The sequence below is a fragment of the Pseudomonas sp. NBRC 111130 genome (assembly GCF_001320485.1).
Lineage (GTDB): Bacteria > Pseudomonadota > Gammaproteobacteria > Pseudomonadales > Pseudomonadaceae > Aquipseudomonas > Aquipseudomonas vlassakiae.
Genome location: NZ_BCBG01000017.1, coordinates 110,841 through 130,167, shown reverse-complemented (window position 1 = coordinate 130,167; position 19,327 = coordinate 110,841). Strand labels below are relative to the sequence as shown.

At 64.3% G+C, this 19,327-nt stretch carries 22 protein-coding genes; 14 read left to right on the top strand and 8 right to left on the bottom strand.

Annotated features, from left to right (window positions below; genetic code table 11):
* Positions 1–43: 43 nt before the first annotated feature.
* Positions 44–643, bottom strand: a complete 600-nt coding sequence (locus tag APH33_RS10625; protein WP_054885087.1) for a LysE/ArgO family amino acid transporter — start codon at positions 641–643, stop codon at positions 44–46.
* Positions 644–733: 90 nt separating this feature from the next.
* Between APH33_RS10625 and APH33_RS10620 the strand changes: the two genes are divergently transcribed.
* The 3 genes from APH33_RS10620 (at position 734) to APH33_RS10610 (ending at position 3,574) form a co-directional block, all read left to right on the top strand.
* Positions 734–1,624, top strand: coding sequence for a LysR family transcriptional regulator ArgP (locus APH33_RS10620; protein WP_054885086.1), 891 nt, complete (start codon positions 734–736; stop codon positions 1,622–1,624).
* A gap of 45 nt (positions 1,625–1,669) precedes the next feature.
* Positions 1,670–2,665, top strand: a complete 996-nt coding sequence (locus APH33_RS10615; protein WP_054885085.1) for an NAD(P)-dependent oxidoreductase — start codon at positions 1,670–1,672, stop codon at positions 2,663–2,665.
* A gap of 87 nt (positions 2,666–2,752) precedes the next feature.
* Positions 2,753–3,574 carry a hypothetical protein gene (locus tag APH33_RS10610; protein WP_054885084.1) on the top strand — a complete coding sequence of 274 codons (822 nt, stop codon included), beginning with the start codon at positions 2,753–2,755 and terminating at the stop codon, positions 3,572–3,574.
* A gap of 39 nt (positions 3,575–3,613) precedes the next feature.
* Here the strand turns inward: APH33_RS10610 and APH33_RS10605 are convergent, their stop codons facing one another.
* Entirely contained in the window at positions 3,614–4,663 is a 1,050-nt protein-coding gene (locus APH33_RS10605; RefSeq protein ID WP_054885083.1) for an alkene reductase, read from the bottom strand.
* Positions 4,664–4,680: 17 nt separating this feature from the next.
* A complete protein-coding gene (locus tag APH33_RS10600) occupies positions 4,681–4,983 on the bottom strand; it encodes a helix-turn-helix transcriptional regulator (protein WP_054885082.1) in 303 nt (100 codons plus the stop codon).
* Positions 4,984–5,135: 152 nt separating this feature from the next.
* Between APH33_RS10600 and APH33_RS10595 the strand changes: the two genes are divergently transcribed.
* Positions 5,136–5,717: an ACP phosphodiesterase gene (locus tag APH33_RS10595; RefSeq protein ID WP_054885081.1), complete on the top strand. Its 582-nt coding sequence runs from the start codon at positions 5,136–5,138 to the stop codon at positions 5,715–5,717.
* Between the two features lie 131 nt (positions 5,718–5,848).
* Here the strand turns inward: APH33_RS10595 and APH33_RS10590 are convergent, their stop codons facing one another.
* A complete protein-coding gene (locus tag APH33_RS10590; RefSeq protein WP_054885080.1) occupies positions 5,849–6,637 on the bottom strand; it encodes a lysophospholipid acyltransferase family protein in 789 nt (262 codons plus the stop codon).
* Entirely contained in the window at positions 6,637–7,392 is a 756-nt protein-coding gene (olsB, locus tag APH33_RS10585; protein ID WP_054885079.1) for an L-ornithine N(alpha)-acyltransferase, read from the bottom strand. The genes APH33_RS10590 and olsB overlap by 1 nt, the downstream gene beginning before the upstream one ends.
* Before the next feature lie 147 nt (positions 7,393–7,539).
* On the opposite strand from olsB, the gene APH33_RS10580 reads away from it, so the two are divergent.
* From APH33_RS10580 to APH33_RS10555, 6 genes are all read left to right on the top strand, one after another.
* On the top strand, positions 7,540–8,427 hold the full coding sequence (locus APH33_RS10580) for an acyl-CoA dehydrogenase (RefSeq protein ID WP_054885078.1): 888 nt from the start codon (positions 7,540–7,542) through the stop codon (positions 8,425–8,427).
* Positions 8,428–8,495: 68 nt separating this feature from the next.
* Positions 8,496–9,575 (top strand): serine hydrolase, encoded by a 1,080-nt coding sequence (locus APH33_RS10575; protein WP_054885077.1) that lies wholly within the window; start codon positions 8,496–8,498, stop codon positions 9,573–9,575.
* Positions 9,572–9,868, top strand: coding sequence for a hypothetical protein (locus APH33_RS10570; RefSeq protein ID WP_054885076.1), 297 nt, complete (start codon positions 9,572–9,574; stop codon positions 9,866–9,868). The genes APH33_RS10575 and APH33_RS10570 overlap by 4 nt, the downstream gene beginning before the upstream one ends.
* 44 nt (positions 9,869–9,912) lie before the next feature.
* Entirely contained in the window at positions 9,913–10,494 is a 582-nt protein-coding gene (locus APH33_RS10565; RefSeq protein WP_054885075.1) for a YceI family protein, read from the top strand.
* Between the two features lies 1 nt (position 10,495).
* Positions 10,496–11,653, top strand: coding sequence for a phosphatidylserine/phosphatidylglycerophosphate/cardiolipin synthase family protein (locus APH33_RS10560; RefSeq protein WP_054885074.1), 1,158 nt, complete (start codon positions 10,496–10,498; stop codon positions 11,651–11,653).
* A gap of 50 nt (positions 11,654–11,703) precedes the next feature.
* Positions 11,704–12,282: a DJ-1/PfpI family protein gene (locus APH33_RS10555; protein ID WP_054885073.1), complete on the top strand. Its 579-nt coding sequence runs from the start codon at positions 11,704–11,706 to the stop codon at positions 12,280–12,282.
* On the opposite strand, the gene APH33_RS10550 is transcribed toward APH33_RS10555, so the two are convergent.
* Entirely contained in the window at positions 12,279–12,677 is a 399-nt protein-coding gene (locus tag APH33_RS10550) for a nuclear transport factor 2 family protein (RefSeq protein ID WP_054885072.1), read from the bottom strand. The genes APH33_RS10555 and APH33_RS10550 overlap by 4 nt on opposite strands.
* Before the next feature lie 115 nt (positions 12,678–12,792).
* Here APH33_RS10550 and APH33_RS10545 point away from each other — a divergent pair, with 115 nt between their 5' ends.
* Positions 12,793–13,383, top strand: a complete 591-nt coding sequence (locus APH33_RS10545) for a GNAT family N-acetyltransferase (RefSeq protein ID WP_054885071.1) — start codon at positions 12,793–12,795, stop codon at positions 13,381–13,383.
* On the top strand, positions 13,380–14,252 hold the full coding sequence (locus APH33_RS10540) for a carbon-nitrogen hydrolase family protein (RefSeq protein WP_054885070.1): 873 nt from the start codon (positions 13,380–13,382) through the stop codon (positions 14,250–14,252). Before APH33_RS10545 ends, APH33_RS10540 begins: the two co-directional genes overlap by 4 nt.
* Positions 14,253–14,371: 119 nt before the next feature.
* On the opposite strand, the gene APH33_RS10535 is transcribed toward APH33_RS10540, so the two are convergent.
* A complete protein-coding gene (locus APH33_RS10535; RefSeq protein WP_054885069.1) occupies positions 14,372–15,895 on the bottom strand; it encodes a fumarate hydratase in 1,524 nt (507 codons plus the stop codon).
* Between the two features lie 250 nt (positions 15,896–16,145).
* On the opposite strand from APH33_RS10535, the gene APH33_RS10530 reads away from it, so the two are divergent.
* Positions 16,146–17,066 carry an iron-sulfur-binding ferredoxin reductase gene (locus APH33_RS10530; protein ID WP_054885068.1) on the top strand — a complete coding sequence of 307 codons (921 nt, stop codon included), beginning with the start codon at positions 16,146–16,148 and terminating at the stop codon, positions 17,064–17,066.
* 123 nt (positions 17,067–17,189) lie between these two features.
* Here APH33_RS10530 and pyk read toward each other — a convergent pair whose 3' ends face one another.
* Positions 17,190–18,644: a pyruvate kinase gene (pyk, locus tag APH33_RS10525; protein ID WP_054885067.1), complete on the bottom strand. Its 1,455-nt coding sequence runs from the start codon at positions 18,642–18,644 to the stop codon at positions 17,190–17,192.
* Positions 18,645–18,825: 181 nt separating this feature from the next.
* On the opposite strand from pyk, the gene APH33_RS10520 reads away from it, so the two are divergent.
* Positions 18,826–19,212, top strand: coding sequence for a hypothetical protein (locus APH33_RS10520; RefSeq protein WP_054885066.1), 387 nt, complete (start codon positions 18,826–18,828; stop codon positions 19,210–19,212).
* Positions 19,213–19,327 lie beyond the last annotated feature (115 nt).

Below are 19,327 nucleotides of genomic sequence, written 5' to 3'. Positions count from 1 at the left end.
GCTCGATTTCACAGGCGCTGAAAATGTTGTGCCAAGTCCGAGGTCAGTTGAACACCAACTGCGCAGCCACAGCGAACATCATCACCGCCACCATCAGGTCGAGCATGCGCCAGGTCGCTGGCCGGGCAAGCCATGGCGCCAGCCAAGCGGCGCCGATCGCCAACGTCGAGAACCACAGCAGCGATGCGCTGGCCGCCCCGGCCACGTAGGCACCTGGGGCCGTCTGCTGGGCACCGAGCGAGCCGATCAGCAGCACGGTGTCGAGGTACACGTGCGGGTTGAGCAGGGTAACCGCCAGTGCGCTCAGCAGTACCGCCCGGCGCGAGCGCATGCCCTGGCCTTCCTGATGCTGCAGGCTCTGCTTGGAGAAAGCGCTGCGCAGGGCCTTGGCGCCGTACCAGATGAGGAACACTGCGCCGCCCCAGCGGGCGATCGCCAGCAGCGTCGGGTTATGCGCCAGCACCGTGGCCAGGCCGAACACCCCGGCCGCCACCAGGATCGCGTCGCATACGATGCACAGCGCAGCCACCGGCAAGTGATGCTCGCGGCGCAGGCTCTGGGCGAGGACGAAGGCGTTTTGTGCACCGATGGCCATGATCAGGCCGAAGGCCACCAGCATGCCGTTGAGATAGCTTTGCCACATGGCGAATACTCCAAACAAGATGCTGGATATTGTGGCGAGTGAGGCTGTATAAGAAAAACAAATAACGCTGATCCATCATTAGGAAAATCGATGTTCGACTACAAGCTGCTGGCTGCCCTCGCGGCGGTGATCGAGCAAGGCGGTTTCGAACGTGCCGCGCAGGTGCTTGGGCTGTCTCAGTCGGCCATTTCGCAACGCATCAAGCTGCTCGAAGCGCGGGTCGGCCAACCGGTGCTGGTGCGTGCTGCACCGCCGAGCCCGACCGAAGTCGGCCGGCAACTGCTCAACCATGTGCAGCAGGTACGGCTGCTCGAACGTGACTTGCAACGCCAGGTGCCAGCGTTGGACGAGGAAGGCATGCCCGAGCGTCTGCGCATCGCCCTGAACGCCGACAGCCTGGCGACCTGGTGGGCCGGTGCAGTAGGCACATTCTGCGCCGAGCATCAGCTGTTGACCGACCTGGTGGTTGAAGACCAGGAGGTTGGCCTCAAGCGCATGCGTGCGGGCGAAGTGGCGGCCTGCCTGTGCGGCAGCGAGCGGCCAGTGGCTGGCGCACGCAGCCTGCCCCTAGGCGCCATGCGCTATCGGGCGCTCGCCAGCCCAGGGTTCATGGCGCGGAATTTCCCGCAGGGTTTCGCGGCGCAACGGCTGGCCCGCACGCCGGCCATCGTCTACGGGCCAGACGATTTCCTGCAGCACCGTTACCTGGCTTCGCTGGGGATCGAGGACGGCTTCCTGCACCATTTATGCCCGTCGTCCGAAGGTTTCCTGCGCATGACCGAAGCCGGTCTGGGCTGGGGTCTGGTGCCTGAATTGCAGGCTCGTGAGCAATTGGCCAATGGCCAACTGGTGGAAATCTGCAGCGATACCCCCATCGATGTGCCGTTGTACTGGCATCATTGGCGCAACGGCGGGCACCTGCTCGCGCAACTGACCGAACACCTGCGGCACACGGCACGGCATTGGCTGGTGCCCTTGTAGCGGCGGCTGGCGTCTGTTGCATCTGAAATCAAGGCGGAGTCATACATGCAAATTCTGGTCACCGGCGCGAGCGGCTTCATTGGCGGGCGTTTTGCGCGCTTTGCCCTGGAGCAAGGCCTGGCTGTGCGGGTCAGCGGCCGGCGCGCCGAAGGCGTGGAGCACCTGGTCAAACGTGGTGCACAGTTCATCCCTGGCGACCTGGGTGACCCGGAACTGGCCCGCCGCCTGTGCCAAGGCGTCGAGGCGGTGGTGCATTGCGCGGGGGCAGTGGGCAGCTGGGGGCGCTACCAGGACTTCCATCAAGGCAATGTGGTGGTCACGGAAAACGTCGTCGAGGGCTGCCTCAAGGAGCATGTGCGGCGCCTGGTGCACCTGTCGTCGCCGTCGATCTATTTCAATGGGCGTTCGCGCCTGGGTATCCGGGAAGACCAGGTGCCGCGTCGTTTTCACGACCACTATGCGCAAACCAAGCATATCGCCGAGCAGAAAGTCTTCGGGGCCCAGGAGTTCGGCCTGGAGGTGTTGGCGCTGCGGCCACGCTTCGTTACCGGGGCCGGTGATGCAAGTATCTTCCCGCGCTTGATGCAGATGCAGCGCAAGGGCCGTGTGGCGATCATCGGCAACGGCCTGAACAAGGTCGACTTCACCAGCGTGCACAACCTCAACGAGGCGCTGCTCAGCGCGCTGTTCGCCGAAGACCGTGCACTGGGCCAGGCCTACAACATCAGCAATGGCCAGCCGCTGCCGCTGTGGGACGTGGTCAACTACGTGATGCGCCAGATGCAGCTGCCGCAGGTTACCCGCTACCGCCCTTACGGCCTGGCCTACAGCCTTGCGGCGCTGAACGAAGCCGCCTGCATGCTGTGGCCCGGGCGCCCGCAGCCAACTTTGTCGCGGCTGGGCATGCAGGTCATGAGCCGTGATTTCACCCTGGACATCAGCCGCGCCCGTCAATATCTGGATTATCAGCCCAAGGTCAGCCTGTGGACCGCGCTGGATGAATTCTGTGCCTGGTGGAAGCATCAACCGCCGGGCCAGTGAACCCGATCGACAGATGATGGTCATCAGTGCGCCGCACGAGCGGTTTATACTCATGTCTCTTTGCTACCACCGCGGTTGAAGCCACCTATGCGTAACGATCCCCACGACGATTTCGATGATGTGCCTACCTTGCGGGCGGGTACCCCCGACGACGACGAGTTGCTGCCCGCGCACGTCGCGCGCAGCCGCCAAAAGGCCGCCAGGCCCGCCAGCAATGGGCCACTGTGGGCATTGCTGGGCGCGTCGTTGATCGCTTTGGCAGGGCTGGGCTGGTGGAGCTTTCAGCAGATCTCGCTGATGGAGCAGCAACTGGTGGCCACCCAGGAAAGCTTCGCGCGGATCAGCGAAGAAGCTGCCGGGCGTTTGCAGGCCATCAGCGGCAAGGTCGATGCCAGCGAGTCATCGACTGCCACCGGCAGCGAAGCATTGAAGCTGCAGATCCGTCAGTTGCAGGCCAGCCTGGCCGAGCAGGGCAAGCAGCAGCAAGGTGTGGCCGGGCAGGCGGGTGACCTGGGCAAGCGCCTGGAGCAGGTGCTGGCCGATACCCGTGAGCAGCAGAAAGCGGTGACCGAGTTGCAGACGCAACTGCAGGCCCAGTTGAAGGCCGTGAATGCTGAGTTGGCGGCGCTGAAGTCGGGGCAAGTGGATGGCGGCAAGCTCGATGGCCAACTGAAGAACCTGAGCGATGAAGTGGCCGCATTGAAAAAGCAGGGCAACCAGAAAGCGGCAGTGGAAAGCCTGGAGCAGGATGTGCTGGTGCTCAAGACCCAGATGGAAAACCGCACGGCGTCATCGAGTGGCGCGACGGTGCAAGAGTTCGATGCGTTCCGCGGGCAGACCACGCGCAACTTCAATACCCTGCAAAGTCAGATTCAGAACCTGCAGCAGCAGATCAATTCCCGGCCTTGAACCTGCCGGGGGCCGCTTTGCGGCCCCCGACGAGCTCGGTTACAGGCGCGGATAGTCGATGTAGCCCACCGGCCCTTTGCCATAGAACGTCTCCGGATGTGCCTCGTTCAGCGGAGCATCCGCCGCCAGCCGCGCCGGCAGGTCTGGGTTTGCTATGAACGGCACGCCGAACGCCACCGCATCTGCCTTGCCCGCCGCCAGGGCAGCGTTGGCGCTGGCCTTGTCGAAGCGTTCGTTGACGATATAGGGGCCACCGAATGCCGCCTTGATCAGCGGGCCGATGCTGTCGTCAGCTTCCTTCTCCCGCGAGCAGATAAAGGCAATGCCGCGTTTACCCAGTTCGCGCGCCACGTAGGTGAAGGTCTCGGCGCGGTCGGCATCGCCCATGTCATGGGCATCGGCACGTGGTGCCAAGTGCACGCCGACGCGACCTGGGCCCCACACGTCGATAGCTGCATCGGTCACTTCCAGCAGCAGCCGCGCACGGTTTTCCAGCGAGCCGCCGTACTGGTCGGTACGCTGGTTGGTGCTGCTCTGCAGGAACTGGTCCAGCAGGTAGCCATTGGCGCCGTGGATTTCCACGCCGTCGAAACCGGCGGCCTTGGCATTCTCGGCAGCGCTGCGGTAGGCCTCGACGATGTCGGCGATCTCTTCGGTTTCCAGGGCGCGGGGGGTCGGGTACTCGCTCAGCGGGCGCACCAGGCTGACGTGGCCTTTGGGCTGGATCGCGCTGGGCGCTACGGGCAGTTCGCCATTGAGGTAGCTGGGGTGGGAGATACGGCCAACGTGCCACAGCTGCAGGAAAATGCGCCCGCCAGCGCCGTGCACGGCCTGGGTGACGTTATGCCAGCCGCGCACCTGCTGGTCGTTCCAGATGCCGGGCGTGTCGGGGTAGCCGACGCCCATCGCGCTGACCGATGTCGCTTCGCTGAGAATCAGGCCGGCACTGGCGCGCTGCACGTAGTATTCGGCCATCAGCGCATTGGGCACGCGGCCTTCGTCGGCGCGGCAGCGGGTCAGCGGGGCCATGATGATGCGGTTGGGCAGTTGTACGTCGCCCAGTTGGATCGGATCGAAAAGCGTGGTCATAACGGTTACCTGCCTTGTCAAAGCGCTTGGCGCAGTTGTTCGAGGAACGCCTCGATGGTGGCTTCGTTGCGTTTGAAGAAGTGCCACTGGCCGACCTTCTGGCTGCTGATCAGGCCGGCCCGTTGCAAGGTGGCCAGGTGGGCAGAGACGGTCGACTGCGACAGCCCGCAGCGCTGGTCGATCTGCCCGGCGCAGACACCGTTCTCGGTGCTGTGGTACTGGTCGGGAAATTGCGTTGCCGGGTCTTTCAGCCAGCTGAGGATTTCTCGCCTGACCGGGTGGGCCAGTGCTTTTATGATTTCGTCGAGATCGAGGGGCATGGATGGAGGCTCGTGCTGTAGCGGTGTATCGCGATATGGCGAAACTAACATCGCTATTTCGCGATATACAAATATGAAGAAGTTCTGAGCTTGGCGCGAATCGCTATATCGCGTTATAACGATATACGGGCCGGGAGTGCTAGACTGCGCCCATGAACTACCTTGCACACCTGCACCTGGGCGGCCCGGCGCCGCAGCAACTGCTTGGCAGCCTGTATGGCGACTTCGTCAAAGGCTCGCTGGAGGGGCGCTTTCCGCCTGCGCTGGAGGCGGCCATCCGGCTGCATCGGCATATCGACAGCTACACCGACCAGCACCCCTTGGTGCTGGCAGCGCTGGCGCGTTTTCCGCGGGAGCGACGGCGCTTTGCCGGGATCGTCCTGGATGTGTTTTTCGACCATTGCCTGGCGCGGCACTGGGGGGATTACGCTGAGCAGCCGCTGGTGCAGTTCACCGGTGATTTCTACCGGGTGTTGCTGGCCGAGCCCGAGTTGCCGGGGCGGCTGGCGCGGATTGCGCCGTTCATGGCAGCGGATGACTGGCTGGGGGCGTATGGCGATTTTGCCGCGCTGGAGCAGGTGTTCAACGGCATTGCCCGACGATTGTCGCGGCCGCAAGGAATGGCCGGGGTGATGGATGAGCTGGAGCGGTTGTATGAACCGTTGCTGGCGGATTTCAGAGCGTTCTATCCACAGCTGCAGACGTTTGCTGCAGCGAGGCGTTTTGATAGCTAAGTCTTGTGCTGCCTGTGCAGGCCTCTTCGCGGCTAAAGCCGCTCCCACAGGATCACCACAGGCTCGAAAATTGTAATGTACCTGTGGGAGCGGCTTTAGCCGCGAAGAGGCCAGTGCAGGCAATCCATGAATCAAGCAGCGCGTGCCTGACGCCGAGGCATCACCGCCACTTCCTCAGCCCCGAACAACGCCATGTGAATCGCCTGTTGCGCCTGAAATGCCAGCGCCGCACGTTCCTTCTCGACGCTGCCAATCGGCTTCAACAGGTGAATGCACACCTCACTCCGTGGCTCGGCAAACAAGCGCATCAGGTGTGAAACCAGGTCATCGTCGCCAATGAATGGCGCAATCGGGTCCGCCTCGCCATTGCGCAAGTACTGGATGGCCACCGGCTGCACTGCCACGCCCTGGTCGATGGCCCCGGCCAGCAGACGACCGTGGAAGGTGCGCAACTGGCGCCCGTCGGTGGTGGTGCCTTCGGGAAAGATCAGCAGTGGCCGTGCCTGGCCCAGTTGCTCGCTGATCTGTTCGCGCAGGCGTTGGCCATCGCCGCCACCGCGGCGGATGAACAGCGTGCCGGCCTTTTCCGCCAGCCAGCCGGCCACCGGCCAGTGACGCACTTCGGCCTTGGACAGGAACGACAGCGGCAGCAGCATGCCGAGCAGGGGAATGTCGGTCCAGGAAACGTGGTTGCTGACCCACAACATTGGCTGTTTTGGCAGCTCACCGATTACCCGTACCTCGAAGGGCAAGGCGGCGACCAGGCGTTTCATGAACCAGCAGGACCAGCGCTGGCGAAGCTCGATCGAAGCCTTGATGCCCAAGCGTTCGCCCCCGGCAATGACACCGGCCATGAGCATGCCCAGCGACAATACCAGCAGCAGCCGCCAGAGGCGGGCGACTACCCGCAGGCCAGGCATCACACCGCTGCCTTGAAGTGGCGGGCGTAGCGCGGGCAGAGGTCGTCGCGCTTGAGCAGGATGAACACGTCGGCGACCTGGAAATCCTCGTCCCAGCACGGCTCGCCGCAAATTTTTGCGCCCAGGCGCATGTAGGCCTTGAGCAATGGCGGCATTTCAGCGATCACGTTGTTCGGCAGGGCCAGGCTGGGCAGCGGGTTCTTCGGCACGGCACGCAGGTGCTCGGTGCACAGGTAGCGCTCGCGCAGGCGCTGCATGACCGCGTGGGCTTGCATGCCGCCGTCCTGCATGGGGATGCTGGCGCAGCCCATCAGGTAGCTGTAGCGCCCCTCGTTGAGCACCTCCGCCAGCTCACCCCAAAGCACGGCAATGGTGCCGCCGTTGCGGTAGTTGGCGGCGACGCAGGTGCGGCCGAGTTCGAGAATCGGGCCCTGCAGTTGCAGCAGGCCATGCAGGCTGAATTCTTCTTCGCTGTAGAAGCGCCCCAGGCTGCTGGCTGCCTGGTGGTCGAGCAGGCGCGTGGTGGCCACCAACTCGCCAGTGCTCAGGTCGCGCACGCCGATGTGGCGGCAATGTACGTCGTAGTCATCCATGTCCAGGCCCAGTTCGGCGCCTTTGAGCTTGGCCTTGAACTCCGCGCTGAACACCTTGTAGCGCAGGGCCTGGGCTTCCTGCAGGGCCGCAGCGCCGACCAGGCGTTCGGCTTGCAGACGGCGTTCAGTGCTGTTGTCGCCAGAGTGAGCGATCCGAGTCATTACGAGTCTCCATAAGCCAGCCATGAAAGGTTGCGGCCGGTCGGCTTTGTTGTGCAAAGTCAGCCTAGGTAGGCGCGGTGTCACCCCTGTGAACCTTTGGTGATGCTTGCATGACACACCCCGACAGCCCCCTTGAAGGAGCGTCCGATGGCTTGGTTGCAACGACTCAACGACCCCCTCCGCCAGCCCCTTTCCGGCACTTTGGGCGAGGCCTATGCCGCGCAGCTCGAACGCCTTGGCGCGGTAGCCCCGTTCGAACTTGCGGTGCTGGGCGGCCGCGCCATGGCCACGCCAGGCCTGGCGTTCCTCATCGGTTACCAAGCTGCCTTGCGCGTGCTCTGGCCCAGCGCACCGGCCAGCCTGGGTGCGCTGTGCGCCACCGAGCGGCGCAGCGTGCGCCCGGCAGACATGCATACCCGGCTGGTCGGTTTGCGCCTCAATGGCGCCAAGGATTTCGTCACCGCCGGCCTGGATGCCGAGTGGCTGCTGGTGGCCGCACGCAGCGAAGCGCTGGGTGAAGCGCCGCGGCTGAGTCTGGCGGTGGTCTACCCGGGGGAGGCCGGGGTTACGCTGGACGCATTGCCGACCCTGCCGCTGATGCCCGAAGTCGGACATGGTCGCCTGCACTTGCAGGACGCGGCGTGCGAGCTGCTGGCTGGCGATGGCTGGGACGCTTACGTCAAACCGTTCCGCTCGCTGGAAGACTTGTACGTGCTCGCGGCGCTGACCGCCTGGCTTTACGGGGTAGGGCAGGAGTGTGGCTGGCCGCAGGAGCTGCGCCTGCGTCTACTGGGGCTGTTGGCGGCATGTGCCGAGGGTAGCCGACAGTGCGCTGACAGCGTCGGCTGCCACCTGCTGCTGGGGGGATTGTTTTCGCAGTTTCAGGAGCTGCGCGGGGCAATCGACAAGGCGCTGCTGGCAGGGCCGGAGCAGTGGGCGCAACTTTGGCAGCGCGATCAGGGGGTGCTTGCATTGGCCACTGCGGCGCGGGAAAAGCGCCTGGCCAAGGCCTGGTTGGCAGCAGGGCTGTCATGAAAGCCTGAAAAACTGGGGGACCTTTTGGATCCTGGGGCCGCTTCGCAGCCCACACTTGGGCGATAACGATGAAAGCACTGCTTCTGAGTCTTGCATTGGCTGTGTGCCCCGCCTGGGCCGAGGTCTGGCCGGAACCGGACTGGCCAGTAGACGACACCGCCCTCGACTGGCAAGCCGTCGATGCCTACGCTTTTCCGGAGCGCAACGCCAGCGAGCGCAGCGGCATCCGCACCGACGCCTTGTTGATCATCCGTGACGGTCGCATCCTCCATGAACGCTACAACGCCCCCACCACCGCCAATACCGCGCACCTGACCTGGTCGGTCAGCAAGAGCGTGCTGGCCACCGTGCTCGGCGTGGCCCAGGGTGAAGGCCGCTTCCAGCTGCAGGACCCGGCCGCACGCTTCTACCCGCCGATGCAGGCCCACCCTGATGTGCAACTGGCCGACCTGCTGCACTGGGCCAGTGGCCTGGACTGGCAGGAAGACTACGAGTACGCACCGCTGAAGTCCTCGGTGGTGGCCATGCTCTATACCCGCGGGCGCGACGACATGGCGGCTTATGCCGCTGCCCGCGCCAGTGCCGAAAAGCCTGGCCAGCGCTTTCTCTACTCCAGCGGCGACAGCAATGTGCTGGCTGCCGCACTGCGCGGCATGCTCGATGCCAGTACCTATGCCGACTACCCCTGGCAAGCGCTGTTCACCCCGCTGGGCATCGACAGCGCGGTGTGGGAGCGTGATGGCGAGGGGACGTTCGTCGGCTCTTCCTACCTTTACCTCAGTGCCCGCGACCTGGCGCGCATCGGTTTGTTGATGCAACGCGATGGTCGCTGGCAAGGGCACCCGCTGTTGCCAGCAAGCTGGGTTGCGTTCAACCGCACAGCGTTCACCCAGGCCGCCGCAGTAGCCGGTGAACCCACCCCGGGCGGCCATTGGTGGCTCAACCTGCCACTGGCAGGAAGCCCGACACCGTGGCCCGACGCCCCGACCGATACCTATGCGGCGCTCGGCCACTGGGGCCAGGCGTTGTATATCGTGCCGTCGCAGAAGCTGGTGATCGTGCGCTATGCCGATGACCGCGACGGCAGCTACCGCCATAACGAACTGCTCAAGCGGGTGCTCGCAGCACTGACCAGGGAGGGCGCATGAAGCGCGTGCTGTTGCTGATGATCGTCGCCTTGCTTGGCTGGGCATGGCTGGAGCGCCAGGCATTGGCGGACTTCCCGGGCATCCTCTCGGCCTATTCGGCCAAGGAGTACTGCTCGTGCCGCTTCGTGATGGGCTTCGACGAAGCCTATTGCCGGGGTTATGTGAAGCAATGGTTGCCCCTGAGCCGGCTGGAGGAAGACGGCCCACAGCGGCGTGTCCGCGCCGAAGGCCTTGGCCAGCGCAACCAGGCGGTCTGGCAGGGCGCGCAGGCGGGCTGCCGCTTGCTGCCATGAGGACGGGCGGGTAAGGTTGGCGGTCAAGTTTCACGAGACCTGCCATGTTCAAGCTGCCCCGTATCCTGCCTGCCCTGCTGCTGGCTTTGTGCCTGCCCGCCCACGCCAACTGGCACCTCGATGGCGAGTCCTCACGCCTGTCGTTCGTCACCGGCAAGAACGGGGACACTGCCGAGGTGCATCGCTTCCTGGTCTTGCACGGCAGCGTCGACCGCAAAGGTGCGGCAGCGCTGCGTATCGAGATGGACTCGGTGAGCAGTGGCATCCCGCTGCGTGACGAGCAGATGCGCGACAACCTGTTCGAGGTGCAGCGCTTCGCCGACGCGAACGTGAAGGCGCAGATCGACCTGCGGCCGATCAACGACCTGGCCGATGGCGCACAAATCGAGCTGCGCCTGCCGCTGACGGTCACCCTGCATGGCCAGTCGCACAGTTATAACGCGCTGTTGCTGGCCACTCGCCTGGATGAGCGGCGCTTTCAGGTGGTGACCCTCGAACCGCTGGTGTTGCGGGCCTCGGACTTCGGCCTGCTGCCGGGGCTGGAAAGCCTGCGCACGTTCGCCAAGCTGAAATCCATCAACCCGTCGGTACCGGTCAATGCGGTACTGATCTTCAACGCCCGCTGACATGTCGGGGCCGGTCTTCCCATGGCGGGGTGGCAATCAGTTCGAACTGCTGATCGACGGCCCCGAGTTCTTTCCGCGCATGCTCCAGGCGATCATGCGCGCCGAGTTCCAGGTCGACCTCGAACTGTATCTGGTCGAGGCGGGTGCATGTGCCGAGGCTGTGGTAGAGGCGCTGGAGCAGGTGGCTTTGCGTGGCGTACGCGTGCGTTGCCTGTTCGATGACTACGGCTCGCTGGCCTTTACCGCAGCGTTGCGCCAGCGCCTGGTGGAAGCCGGGGTGTACTTGCGCTGCTACAACCGCCTGCGCTGGAAGCGGGGATTTCGCAACCTGTATCGCGACCATCGCAAGCTCTTGCTGGTGGACGAACGTTGGGCGGTGGTGGGCGGCACGGGCGTCACCGATGAGTTCTGGACGCCAGGTGAGCCGGCCAGCGCCTGGCACGAAGTGATGGTGCAGATGCAAGGGCCAGTGGTGAGCGACTGGCAGTTGCTGTTCGATCGCCAGTGGCAAGCCAACAACCGCCGCACCGCCTGGCGCCCGGCTGAAGGCTTTGGCCTGCCGCGCCTGCCAAGGGTGCCGGTGCAGGGCCAAGGCATGGGCCGAGTGGCCTATGCCGACGCCCGTCAGCACCAGGACATCCTGCATTCGCTGGTGCGGGCGATCAACAGTGGCAAACAGCGGGTTTGGCTGGCCACGCCCTATTTCCTGCCGACCTGGAGCGTGCGCCGGTCGTTGCGCCGCGCCGCCAGCAAAGGCGTCGATGTGCGGCTGCTGCTGACCGGGCCACGCACCGACCACCCTTCTGTGCGTTATGCCGGGCATCGCTATTACCCCCGCTTATTGCGCGCCGGGGTGCGCATCTACGAATACCAGCCGTGCTTCCTGCACCTGAAGATGGTGCTGATCGACGACTGGGTCAGTATTGGCTCGTGCAATTTCGACCACTGGAACCTGCGCTTCAACCTGGAGGCCAACATCGAGGCCCTGGACCCGCCGTTGACGGCTGCCGTGCAGGCCAGCTTCGAGCGTGATTTCGCCTTGAGCGAGGTTGTCGACCTTCACCACTGGCATGCCCGCCCGCTGTGGCGACGGGTGAAGCAGCGCGTATGGGGCTGGCTGGACCGGCTGGTGGTCAACTTGCTCGACCGGCGCGACTGAGAGCGGCTATCGTGCAGTGACTGTCCAAGGCAATCGAAGGAGTGGGTGCGATGACGGCGAAGAAGATTCTCATGCTGGTGGGCGACTATGTCGAAGACTACGAGGCCATGGTGCCGTTCCAGGCCCTGAGCATGGTCGGACACACGGTGCATGCGGTGTGCCCGGAGAAGGTCGCAGGGCAGACCGTGCGCACGGCGATTCATGATTTCGAAGGCGAGCAGACCTACAGCGAAAAGCCCGGGCACAATTTTGCCCTCAACTATGATTTCGTGCGGGTGCGGGCCGAGGGTTACGACGCGTTGCTGATCCCGGGTGGCCGTGCGCCGGAATACCTGCGCCTGGACGAGAAGGTGCTGGAACTGGTTCGGGCGTTCGACCAGGCGGGCAAGCCGATTGCCGCAGTGTGCCATGGCGCGCAGTTGCTGGCGGCGGCGGGTGTGCTGGAAGGGCGCGAGTGCAGTGCCTATCCGGCCTGTGCGCCGGAAGTACGCCTGGCCGGTGGCACGTTCATCGATATCGCGGTGGACCAGGCGCACGTCGATGGCAACCTGGTGACCGCGCCGGCGTGGCCGGCGCACCCGGCATGGCTGGCCGCTTTCCTCAAGGTACTGGGTACCCGGATCGCTTAACCGACTTGCTCGACCCAGTCGTTGAGGTTGTAGTAATTGGTCACCCGGGCAATCTTGCCGCAGTGAATGTAGAAGAAGGCCCCCGCCGGCAGCACGTAGGTCTGGCCATTGGCTGCCGGCAGCCCTTCGTCGTCGGCCAGGTATTGGCCATGCACGGTGAATTCCGCAGCCGCCCGGCTGCCGTCGGCGTTCTGCATCACCACGATGTCGGCCAGGCGCTCGCGGTAGCAGCGGTTCATCTTGTCCATGAACGCAGCGAATCTGGCTTTGCCCATCTGCCGCTCGCCCTGGTTGATGTCGTGGATCACGTCTTCGCTGAGCAGTGCCAGGAAGGCCGGCATGTCGCCAGCATTGAAGGCGGCGTAGTAAGCATTTACCAGTTCGGTAGCGGTCATGGAACAATACCTGTCGTGTAGGGAAAAGGCGGTGCGTTGGCTCGGATGATAGGGTTTCCCCTCAAGCCCGGCTTAGCCGAGCGCGTCATCCACATCGACAAAACGACCGCCAAGCATGGAAATACGCCTGTTGCACGGCGCCGCTATCGCGCCCTACATCGATGACCTCGCTCGCCTGCGCCTGACCGTGTTTCGCGAGTTTCCCTATCTGTACGACGGTACCCCGGAGTACGAGGCCGACTACCTGGCCAGCTATGCCCGTTCCGGGCGCAGCCTGGTGGTGCTGGCCCTGGATGCCGGCCAGGTCATTGGCGCCTCGACCGCCCTGCCGCTGGTGGACGTAGCCCCGGAGTTCCAGCAGCCGTTCCTGGCGCTGGGGCGCGACCCGGCCAGCGTCTACTACTTCGGCGAGTCACTGGTGCTGCCCGAGTACCGTGGCCGCGGCCTGGGCGTGCGCTTCTTCATCGAGCGCGAATCCTATGCCCACAAGCTGGCCGAGTTCGACTTCTGCGCGTTCTGTGCCGTCGAGCGACCGGGAGGACACCCGCGCCGGCCTGCGGATTACAAGCCGCTGCATGGGTTCTGGCGCAATCGTGGCTTCCTGCACGACCCTTCCCTGCGCACACGCTATGCCTGGCGCGACCTGGACGAGCAGGAAAGCTCGGAAAAGATCCTGTCGTTCTGGACCAAGGAGCTGCCGATTTGATTCGTCTCGCAGCTTGCCAGTACGCCATCGAGTTGCATGAAACCTGGGATGCCTATGCCGACCATCTGCAGGCCTTGTGCGCCGAGGCGGTGGAAGCGGGCGCCCGGTTGCTGCTGTTGCCGGAATACGCCGGGCTGGTGCTTAGCGGCCAGTTGCCGGCCGAGCAGCGGGGTGACCTCAAGGCTTCGATCGCCGGCATCCAGCCGCTCATCGAGCCGTGGCTGGCGCTGTGCGAAGGGATTGCCCGGCGCTGGGGCATCTACCTGCAGCCGGGCAGCCTGCCGGTGCTCGACCTGGATGGGCAGTACCGTAATCGGGCCTGGCTGTTCGGCCCAAAGGGCAAACTCGGTTATCAGGACAAGCTGATGATGACCCGCTTCGAGCGGGAGCAGTGGGGCATTGCTGCCGGGGAGGGGCTGCAGGTGTTCGACACTGATCTTGGGCGCCTGGGCATCCTGATCTGTTACGACAACGAGTTCCCGATGCTGGCGCGGCGCCTCGCCGAAGGTGGTGCCGACCTGATCCTGGCGCCGAGCTGTACCGACACCGAGGCGGGTTACCACCGGGTGCGCATTGGCGCACAGGCACGGGCATTGGAAAACCAGGTAGCCGTGTTGCAAAGCCCGACGGTAGGGGTGGCGCCCTGGTCGCCGGCACTGGATGAGAACATCGGCCGGGCTGGGCTGTTCGTTCCGCCGGATCATGGGATGCCGGGGGACGGGGTGGTTGCGCTGAGTGGGGCGATGAGCCCGGTGAGCAGCCAGTGGCTGGTGTGTGAGGTGGATCTTGAGGAAGTGCGGCGGGTGAGGCAGGAGGGGCAAGTGTTTACCCGCAGGGACTGGCCGGAACAGTTCGAGAGGCTTCTGTGAGAGCGGCGTCGCCTGTTCGCGGGCACGCCCGCTCCACAGATACAGCGTAGCCTTCAGGCTTGAGCTGTACTTGTGGGAGCGGGCGTGCCCGCGAAGCAGGCGCCGCCGTTACAGCAGGTTTACTTCACTTCGACTGCCAGGCTCTGGGCAATCTTGCTCTGCCACAGGGCAGGGCCAGTGATGTGCACCGACTCACCGTTGCTGTCGACGGCGACGGTCACCGGCATGTCCTTGACCTCGAACTCGTAGATCGCTTCCATGCCCAGTTCGGCGAAGGCCAGGACCTTCGACTTGCGAATCGCCTGGGCCACCAGGTAGGCGGCGCCACCCACGGCCATCAGGTACACGGCCTTGTTGTCCTTGATCGCTTCGATCGCGGTCGGGCCACGCTCGGACTTGCCGATCATGCCCAGCAGGCCGGTCTGCTCAAGGATCTGGCGGGTGAACTTGTCCATGCGGGTCGCGGTGGTCGGGCCGGCTGGGCCTACCACTTCGTCACCGACTGGATCGACCGGGCCGACGTAGTAGATGAAGCGGCCCTTGAGGTCTACCGGCAGTTGTTCACCGCGGTTGAGCATCTCGACCATGCGCTTGTGGGCCGCATCGCGACCGGTGAGCATCTTGCCGTTGAGCAGGATGGTCTCGCCCGGTTTCCAGCTGGCGACTTCTTCCGGGGTGATGTCGTCGAGGTTGACGCGACGGGCGCTTGGGCCGGCTTCCCAGACGATTTCCGGATAGGCGTCCAGCGACGGCGCTTCCAGCTCGGCCGGGCCGTTGCCGTCGAGCACGAAGTGGGCGTGACGGGTGGCGGCGCAGTTCGGGATCATGCACACCGGCAGCGAGGCGGCGTGAGTCGGGTAGTCCATGATCTTGACGTCGAGCACCGTGGTCAGGCCGCCCAGGCCCTGGGCGCCGATGCCCAGCTGGTTGACCTTCTCGAACAGCTCCAGGCGGATCTCTTCGAGGCGGTTTTGCGGGCCACGGGCTTTCAGTTCGTGGATGTCGATGGACTCCATCAACACTTCCTTGGCCATGACCGCAGCCTTCTCGGCGGTACCGCCGATGCCGATGCCGAGCATGCCAGGCGGGCACCAGCCAGCGCCCATGGTGGGAACGGTCTTCAGCACCCAGTCGACGATCGAGTCGGACGGGTTGAGCATGGCCATCTTCGACTTGTTCTCCGAGCCGCCGCCTTTGGCTGCAACGTCCACTTCGACCTTGTCGCCAGGGACGATGGAGTAGTGGATGACGGCCGGGGTGTTGTCCTTGGTATTCTTGCGGGCACCGGCCGGGTCGGCCAGGATCGAAGCGCGCAGGACGTTTTCAGGCAGGTTGTAGGCGCGACGCACACCTTCGTTGATCATGTCGTCGACGCTCATGGTGGCGCCGTCCCAGCGCACGTCCATGCCCACGCGGATGAACACGGTCACGATACCGGTGTCCTGGCAGATCGGGCGGTGGCCAGTGGCGCACATGCGCGAGTTGATCAGGATCTGGGCGATCGAATCGCGTGCCGCAGGCGACTCTTCACGCAGGTAGGCCTCGTGCATCGCCTGGATGAAATCGACGGGGTGGTAGTACGAAATGAATTGCAGGGCGTCGGCGACGCTCTGAATCAGGTCGTCTTGCTTGATCACGGTCATGCAGCGCGCTCCTCTTAAAGACGGGAACATTCAAAAAGACGCTCGACGGTGCCGACCAGCGTGTCGAAGCGCCTTGCAAGGCGCGCCGGCAGGCTGGCCGACGCAAAAGGGCGCGGCAGTATAGCGCGCCTCACCGCGCGAAACACCTGCGTGTGGTCAGGACCATGGTCGGCAGCTGGCAGGCATCCTTTTTGCTGCCAATGCGCGCTTGGCATACAGTGACTCGATGATCGACGGAGACAGACTTACCATGCCCGAACTTTGCGTGGGCGAGCGCCGCTGGGCGGTGCCGAACGGCAGCAACCTGCTCGATGCCCTCAACGGTGCCGGGCTGAATGTGCCCTACAGCTGCCGTGCCGGCAGTTGCCACGCCTGCCTGGTGCATTGCCTGGAAGGGCAGCCGGCGGACGCCTTGCCCGAGGCCCTGGCGCTCGACAAACATGCCCTGGGCTGGCGCCTGGCCTGCCAGTGCCAGGTGGTAGAGGACCTGCGGGTGGCCGTGTTCGACCCGCAGCAGGACGGGGTGCCGGCGCAGGTGTGCGCGGTCGACTGGTCTGGCGATGTGCTGCGCGTGCGGCTGCGACCGGAGCGGGCGCTGCGTTATCAGGCGGGGCAGCATGTGGTGTTGTGGAATGGCGCTGTTGCCCGGCCTTACTCACTTGCCAGCTTGCCGGGGGAGGATGACTTCCTCGAGTTTCATATCGATTGCCAGCATCCCGGTGCCTTTTGCGACAAGGCGCGTGGGTTGCAGGTGGGCGACGAGTTGCGCCTGGGCGAGTTGCGGGGCGGGGCGCTGCATTACGACCCGGACTGGCAGGCGCGGCCGCTCTGGCTGCTGGCAGCGGGCACTGGCCTGGCGCCGTTATGGGGCATCTTGCGCGAAGCGTTGCGCCAGGGGCATCAAGCGGATATCCGGGTAATGCATGTGGCGCGGGACAACGCAGGGCACTACATGGCTGAGTCGCTGATGCAACTGCAGGGGGTGACGGTCGAGCTGGTACTGGCGGAACAGATGGAGGAGGCGCTGGCGGGGTTGCGGCCGTCATCGCGGCAGACAGTGGCGCTGGTGTGCGGGGCGCCGGGGAGTGTCGAGCGGTTTGCCCGGCGGCTGTTCATTGCCGGGGTGCCGCGGGGGCAGGTGTTTGCCGATGTGTTCGTCGAGCATGCCTGAATGAGCAGGGAGGGCTTTGCCCTCCTTTCGCGACACAAGGCCGCTCCTACAGGGAAATGCAATCGCCTGTAGGAGCGGCCTTGTGTCGCGATTGGGCCGCAAAGCGGCCCCATTTGGAGCAGATCAACCGACCATCGGGTCACCGACGTGGAGGATCTTCATGCCGTTGGTGCCACCGATGGTGTGGTAGCTGTCGCCCTTGGTCAGGATTACCCAGTCACCTTGCTCCACCAGGCCGCGCTTGAGCAGCTCGTCGACGGCCGCCTGGCTGACCTTGTCGGCCGGCAGCGAAGCCGGGTCGAAGGCAATCGGGTAGACGCCGCGGAACATGTTGGCGCGGGCCTGGGTGGCGCGGTGCGGTGACAGCGCGAAGATCGGCACGTGCGAACGCAGGCGCGACATGATCAGCGGGGTGTAGCCGCTTTCGGTCAGGGCGATGATCGCCTTCACGCCCGGGAAGTGGTTGGCGGTGTAGATGGCCGCCAGGGCGATGCTTTCGTCGCAGCGCTCGAAGGTGGTGTGCAGGCGGTGGCTGGACTTCTGGCTGGTCGGGTGCTTTTCGGCACCGGAACAGATACGCGCCATGGCCTGTACGGCTTCGATCGGGTAGGCACCTGCGGCGCTTTCGGCCGACAGCATCACCGCATCGGTGTTGTCGAGTACGGCGTTGGCCACGTCGGACACTTCGGCGCGGGTCGGCATCGGGTTCTGGATCATCGACTCCATCATCTGGGTCGCGACGATCACCGCCTTGTTGTTGCGGCGGGCGTGCTGGATGATCTTCTTCTGGATGGCGATCAGCTCGGCGTCGCCGATTTCCACACCCAGGTCGCCACGGGCAACCATGACGGCGTCGGAGGCGAGGATCAGCTTGTCGAGTGTTTCATCGTCGGCAACGGCTTCGGCGCGTTCGATCTTGGCCACCAGCCAGGCGCTGCCGCCAGATTCGTCACGCAGCTTGCGGGCGTATTCCATGTCGCTGGCGTCACGCGGGAACGAGACGGCCAGGTAGTCCAGGTCCATTTCCGCGGCGAGCTTGATGTCGGCCTTGTCTTTTTCGGTCAGGGCCGGAGCGGTCAGGCCGCCACCTTTGCGGTTGATGCCTTTGTGGTCCGACAGCGGGCCACCGATGATCACCACGCAGTGCAGGGCATCTGCGGTGGCGGTCTCGACGCGCATGACCACGCGGCCGTCGTCGAGCAGCAGTTCGTCACCGACGCCGCAGTCCTTGACCAGGTCGGGATAGTCGATACCGACGATGTCCTGGTTGCCTTCGGTCAGCGGGTGGGCGGTGGAGAACGTGAACTTGTCACCGATCTTCAGTTCGATGCGCTTGTTGGCGAACTTGGCGATGCGGATCTTCGGACCCTGCAGGTCGCCCAACAGTGCGACATGGCGGCCGTTCTTGGCGGCGATGTCACGGATCAGGCGGGCGCGTGCCTTGTGCTCGTCCGGCGTGCCGTGGGAGAAGTTCAGGCGTGCCACGTCCAGGCCGGCAAGGATCAGCTGTTCGATCACTTCCGGCGAGTTGCTGGCGGGGCCAAGGGTGGCGACGATTTTGGTACGGCGGATGCTCATGCACAGACTCCTATAGTGAAGCGCAGCGAAAGGCTACTCCTCAATTGCGCTGTAGTCATTGTTCCGTTGCACTACCTGCGGCCGATGCAGGGTGGCATTTGAACGGGTGGGAGTATCCTTGCAAAACGCTGTGAAGATTTGCCGGCAATGGCCGATACACTGGCATCAAAGGAGATACCCCATGCGCGCCCTGATCATCATTGCCCTGGCGGCCAGCACCGTCGGTTGCACCCGCTGGTCCATGGACCACCACCTGAACAACGCCTACCGCGCCTATGACCGGGGCGACTGTTCGAAGGTCATGCTGGAGTTGTCGCAGGTCGACCGCACCAGCCGTGCGCGGCCGTTCATCCACCCGGAAGTGTCGCTGCTGCGCGGTCAATGCCTTGAGCGTGACATGCTTTATGTGGATGCCGCGCAAACCTACGAGTACCTGATCCAGCAGTACCCGGGCAATGAATACGCCTATCGCGCCAAGGCGCGCCTGGACACCCTGCAGAAGCTCGGTCACTACCGGGGTGGGGAGGCGGCAGTGACCAACCCGGTGACTACCCCCACTTGGCGTTAACACCAAGGTGTCTTTAATTTCACGGGATTTGCCCGGGCTGCTGCGCTAATCTGTAACTCAGTCGTTACAGCAACCGCCAGTACCTCGCATTCCTGGCACCAGGTACAGGACTGCA

Bases quoted from the DNA above. Each gene is read 5' to 3' on its own strand.
- APH33_RS10625 (WP_054885087.1), bottom strand. From the start codon at position 643: ATGTGGCAAAGCTATCTCAACGGCATGCTGGTGGCCTTCGGCCTGATC.
- APH33_RS10620 (WP_054885086.1), top strand. From the start codon at position 734: ATGTTCGACTACAAGCTGCTGGCTGCCCTCGCGGCGGTGATCGAGCAA.
- APH33_RS10615 (WP_054885085.1), top strand. From the start codon at position 1,670: ATGCAAATTCTGGTCACCGGCGCGAGCGGCTTCATTGGCGGGCGTTTT.
- APH33_RS10610 (WP_054885084.1), top strand. From the start codon at position 2,753: ATGCGTAACGATCCCCACGACGATTTCGATGATGTGCCTACCTTGCGG.
- APH33_RS10605 (WP_054885083.1), bottom strand. From the start codon at position 4,663: ATGACCACGCTTTTCGATCCGATCCAACTGGGCGACGTACAACTGCCC.
- APH33_RS10600 (WP_054885082.1), bottom strand. From the start codon at position 4,983: ATGCCCCTCGATCTCGACGAAATCATAAAAGCACTGGCCCACCCGGTC.
- APH33_RS10595 (WP_054885081.1), top strand. From the start codon at position 5,136: ATGAACTACCTTGCACACCTGCACCTGGGCGGCCCGGCGCCGCAGCAA.
- APH33_RS10590 (WP_054885080.1), bottom strand. From the start codon at position 6,637: ATGCCTGGCCTGCGGGTAGTCGCCCGCCTCTGGCGGCTGCTGCTGGTA.
- olsB (WP_054885079.1), bottom strand. From the start codon at position 7,392: ATGACTCGGATCGCTCACTCTGGCGACAACAGCACTGAACGCCGTCTG.
- APH33_RS10580 (WP_054885078.1), top strand. From the start codon at position 7,540: ATGGCTTGGTTGCAACGACTCAACGACCCCCTCCGCCAGCCCCTTTCC.
- APH33_RS10575 (WP_054885077.1), top strand. From the start codon at position 8,496: ATGAAAGCACTGCTTCTGAGTCTTGCATTGGCTGTGTGCCCCGCCTGG.
- APH33_RS10570 (WP_054885076.1), top strand. From the start codon at position 9,572: ATGAAGCGCGTGCTGTTGCTGATGATCGTCGCCTTGCTTGGCTGGGCA.
- APH33_RS10565 (WP_054885075.1), top strand. From the start codon at position 9,913: ATGTTCAAGCTGCCCCGTATCCTGCCTGCCCTGCTGCTGGCTTTGTGC.
- APH33_RS10560 (WP_054885074.1), top strand. From the start codon at position 10,496: ATGTCGGGGCCGGTCTTCCCATGGCGGGGTGGCAATCAGTTCGAACTG.
- APH33_RS10555 (WP_054885073.1), top strand. From the start codon at position 11,704: ATGACGGCGAAGAAGATTCTCATGCTGGTGGGCGACTATGTCGAAGAC.
- APH33_RS10550 (WP_054885072.1), bottom strand. From the start codon at position 12,677: ATGACCGCTACCGAACTGGTAAATGCTTACTACGCCGCCTTCAATGCT.
- APH33_RS10545 (WP_054885071.1), top strand. From the start codon at position 12,793: ATGGAAATACGCCTGTTGCACGGCGCCGCTATCGCGCCCTACATCGAT.
- APH33_RS10535 (WP_054885069.1), bottom strand. From the start codon at position 15,895: ATGACCGTGATCAAGCAAGACGACCTGATTCAGAGCGTCGCCGACGCC.
- APH33_RS10530 (WP_054885068.1), top strand. From the start codon at position 16,146: ATGCCCGAACTTTGCGTGGGCGAGCGCCGCTGGGCGGTGCCGAACGGC.
- pyk (WP_054885067.1), bottom strand. From the start codon at position 18,644: ATGAGCATCCGCCGTACCAAAATCGTCGCCACCCTTGGCCCCGCCAGC.
- APH33_RS10520 (WP_054885066.1), top strand. From the start codon at position 18,826: ATGCGCGCCCTGATCATCATTGCCCTGGCGGCCAGCACCGTCGGTTGC.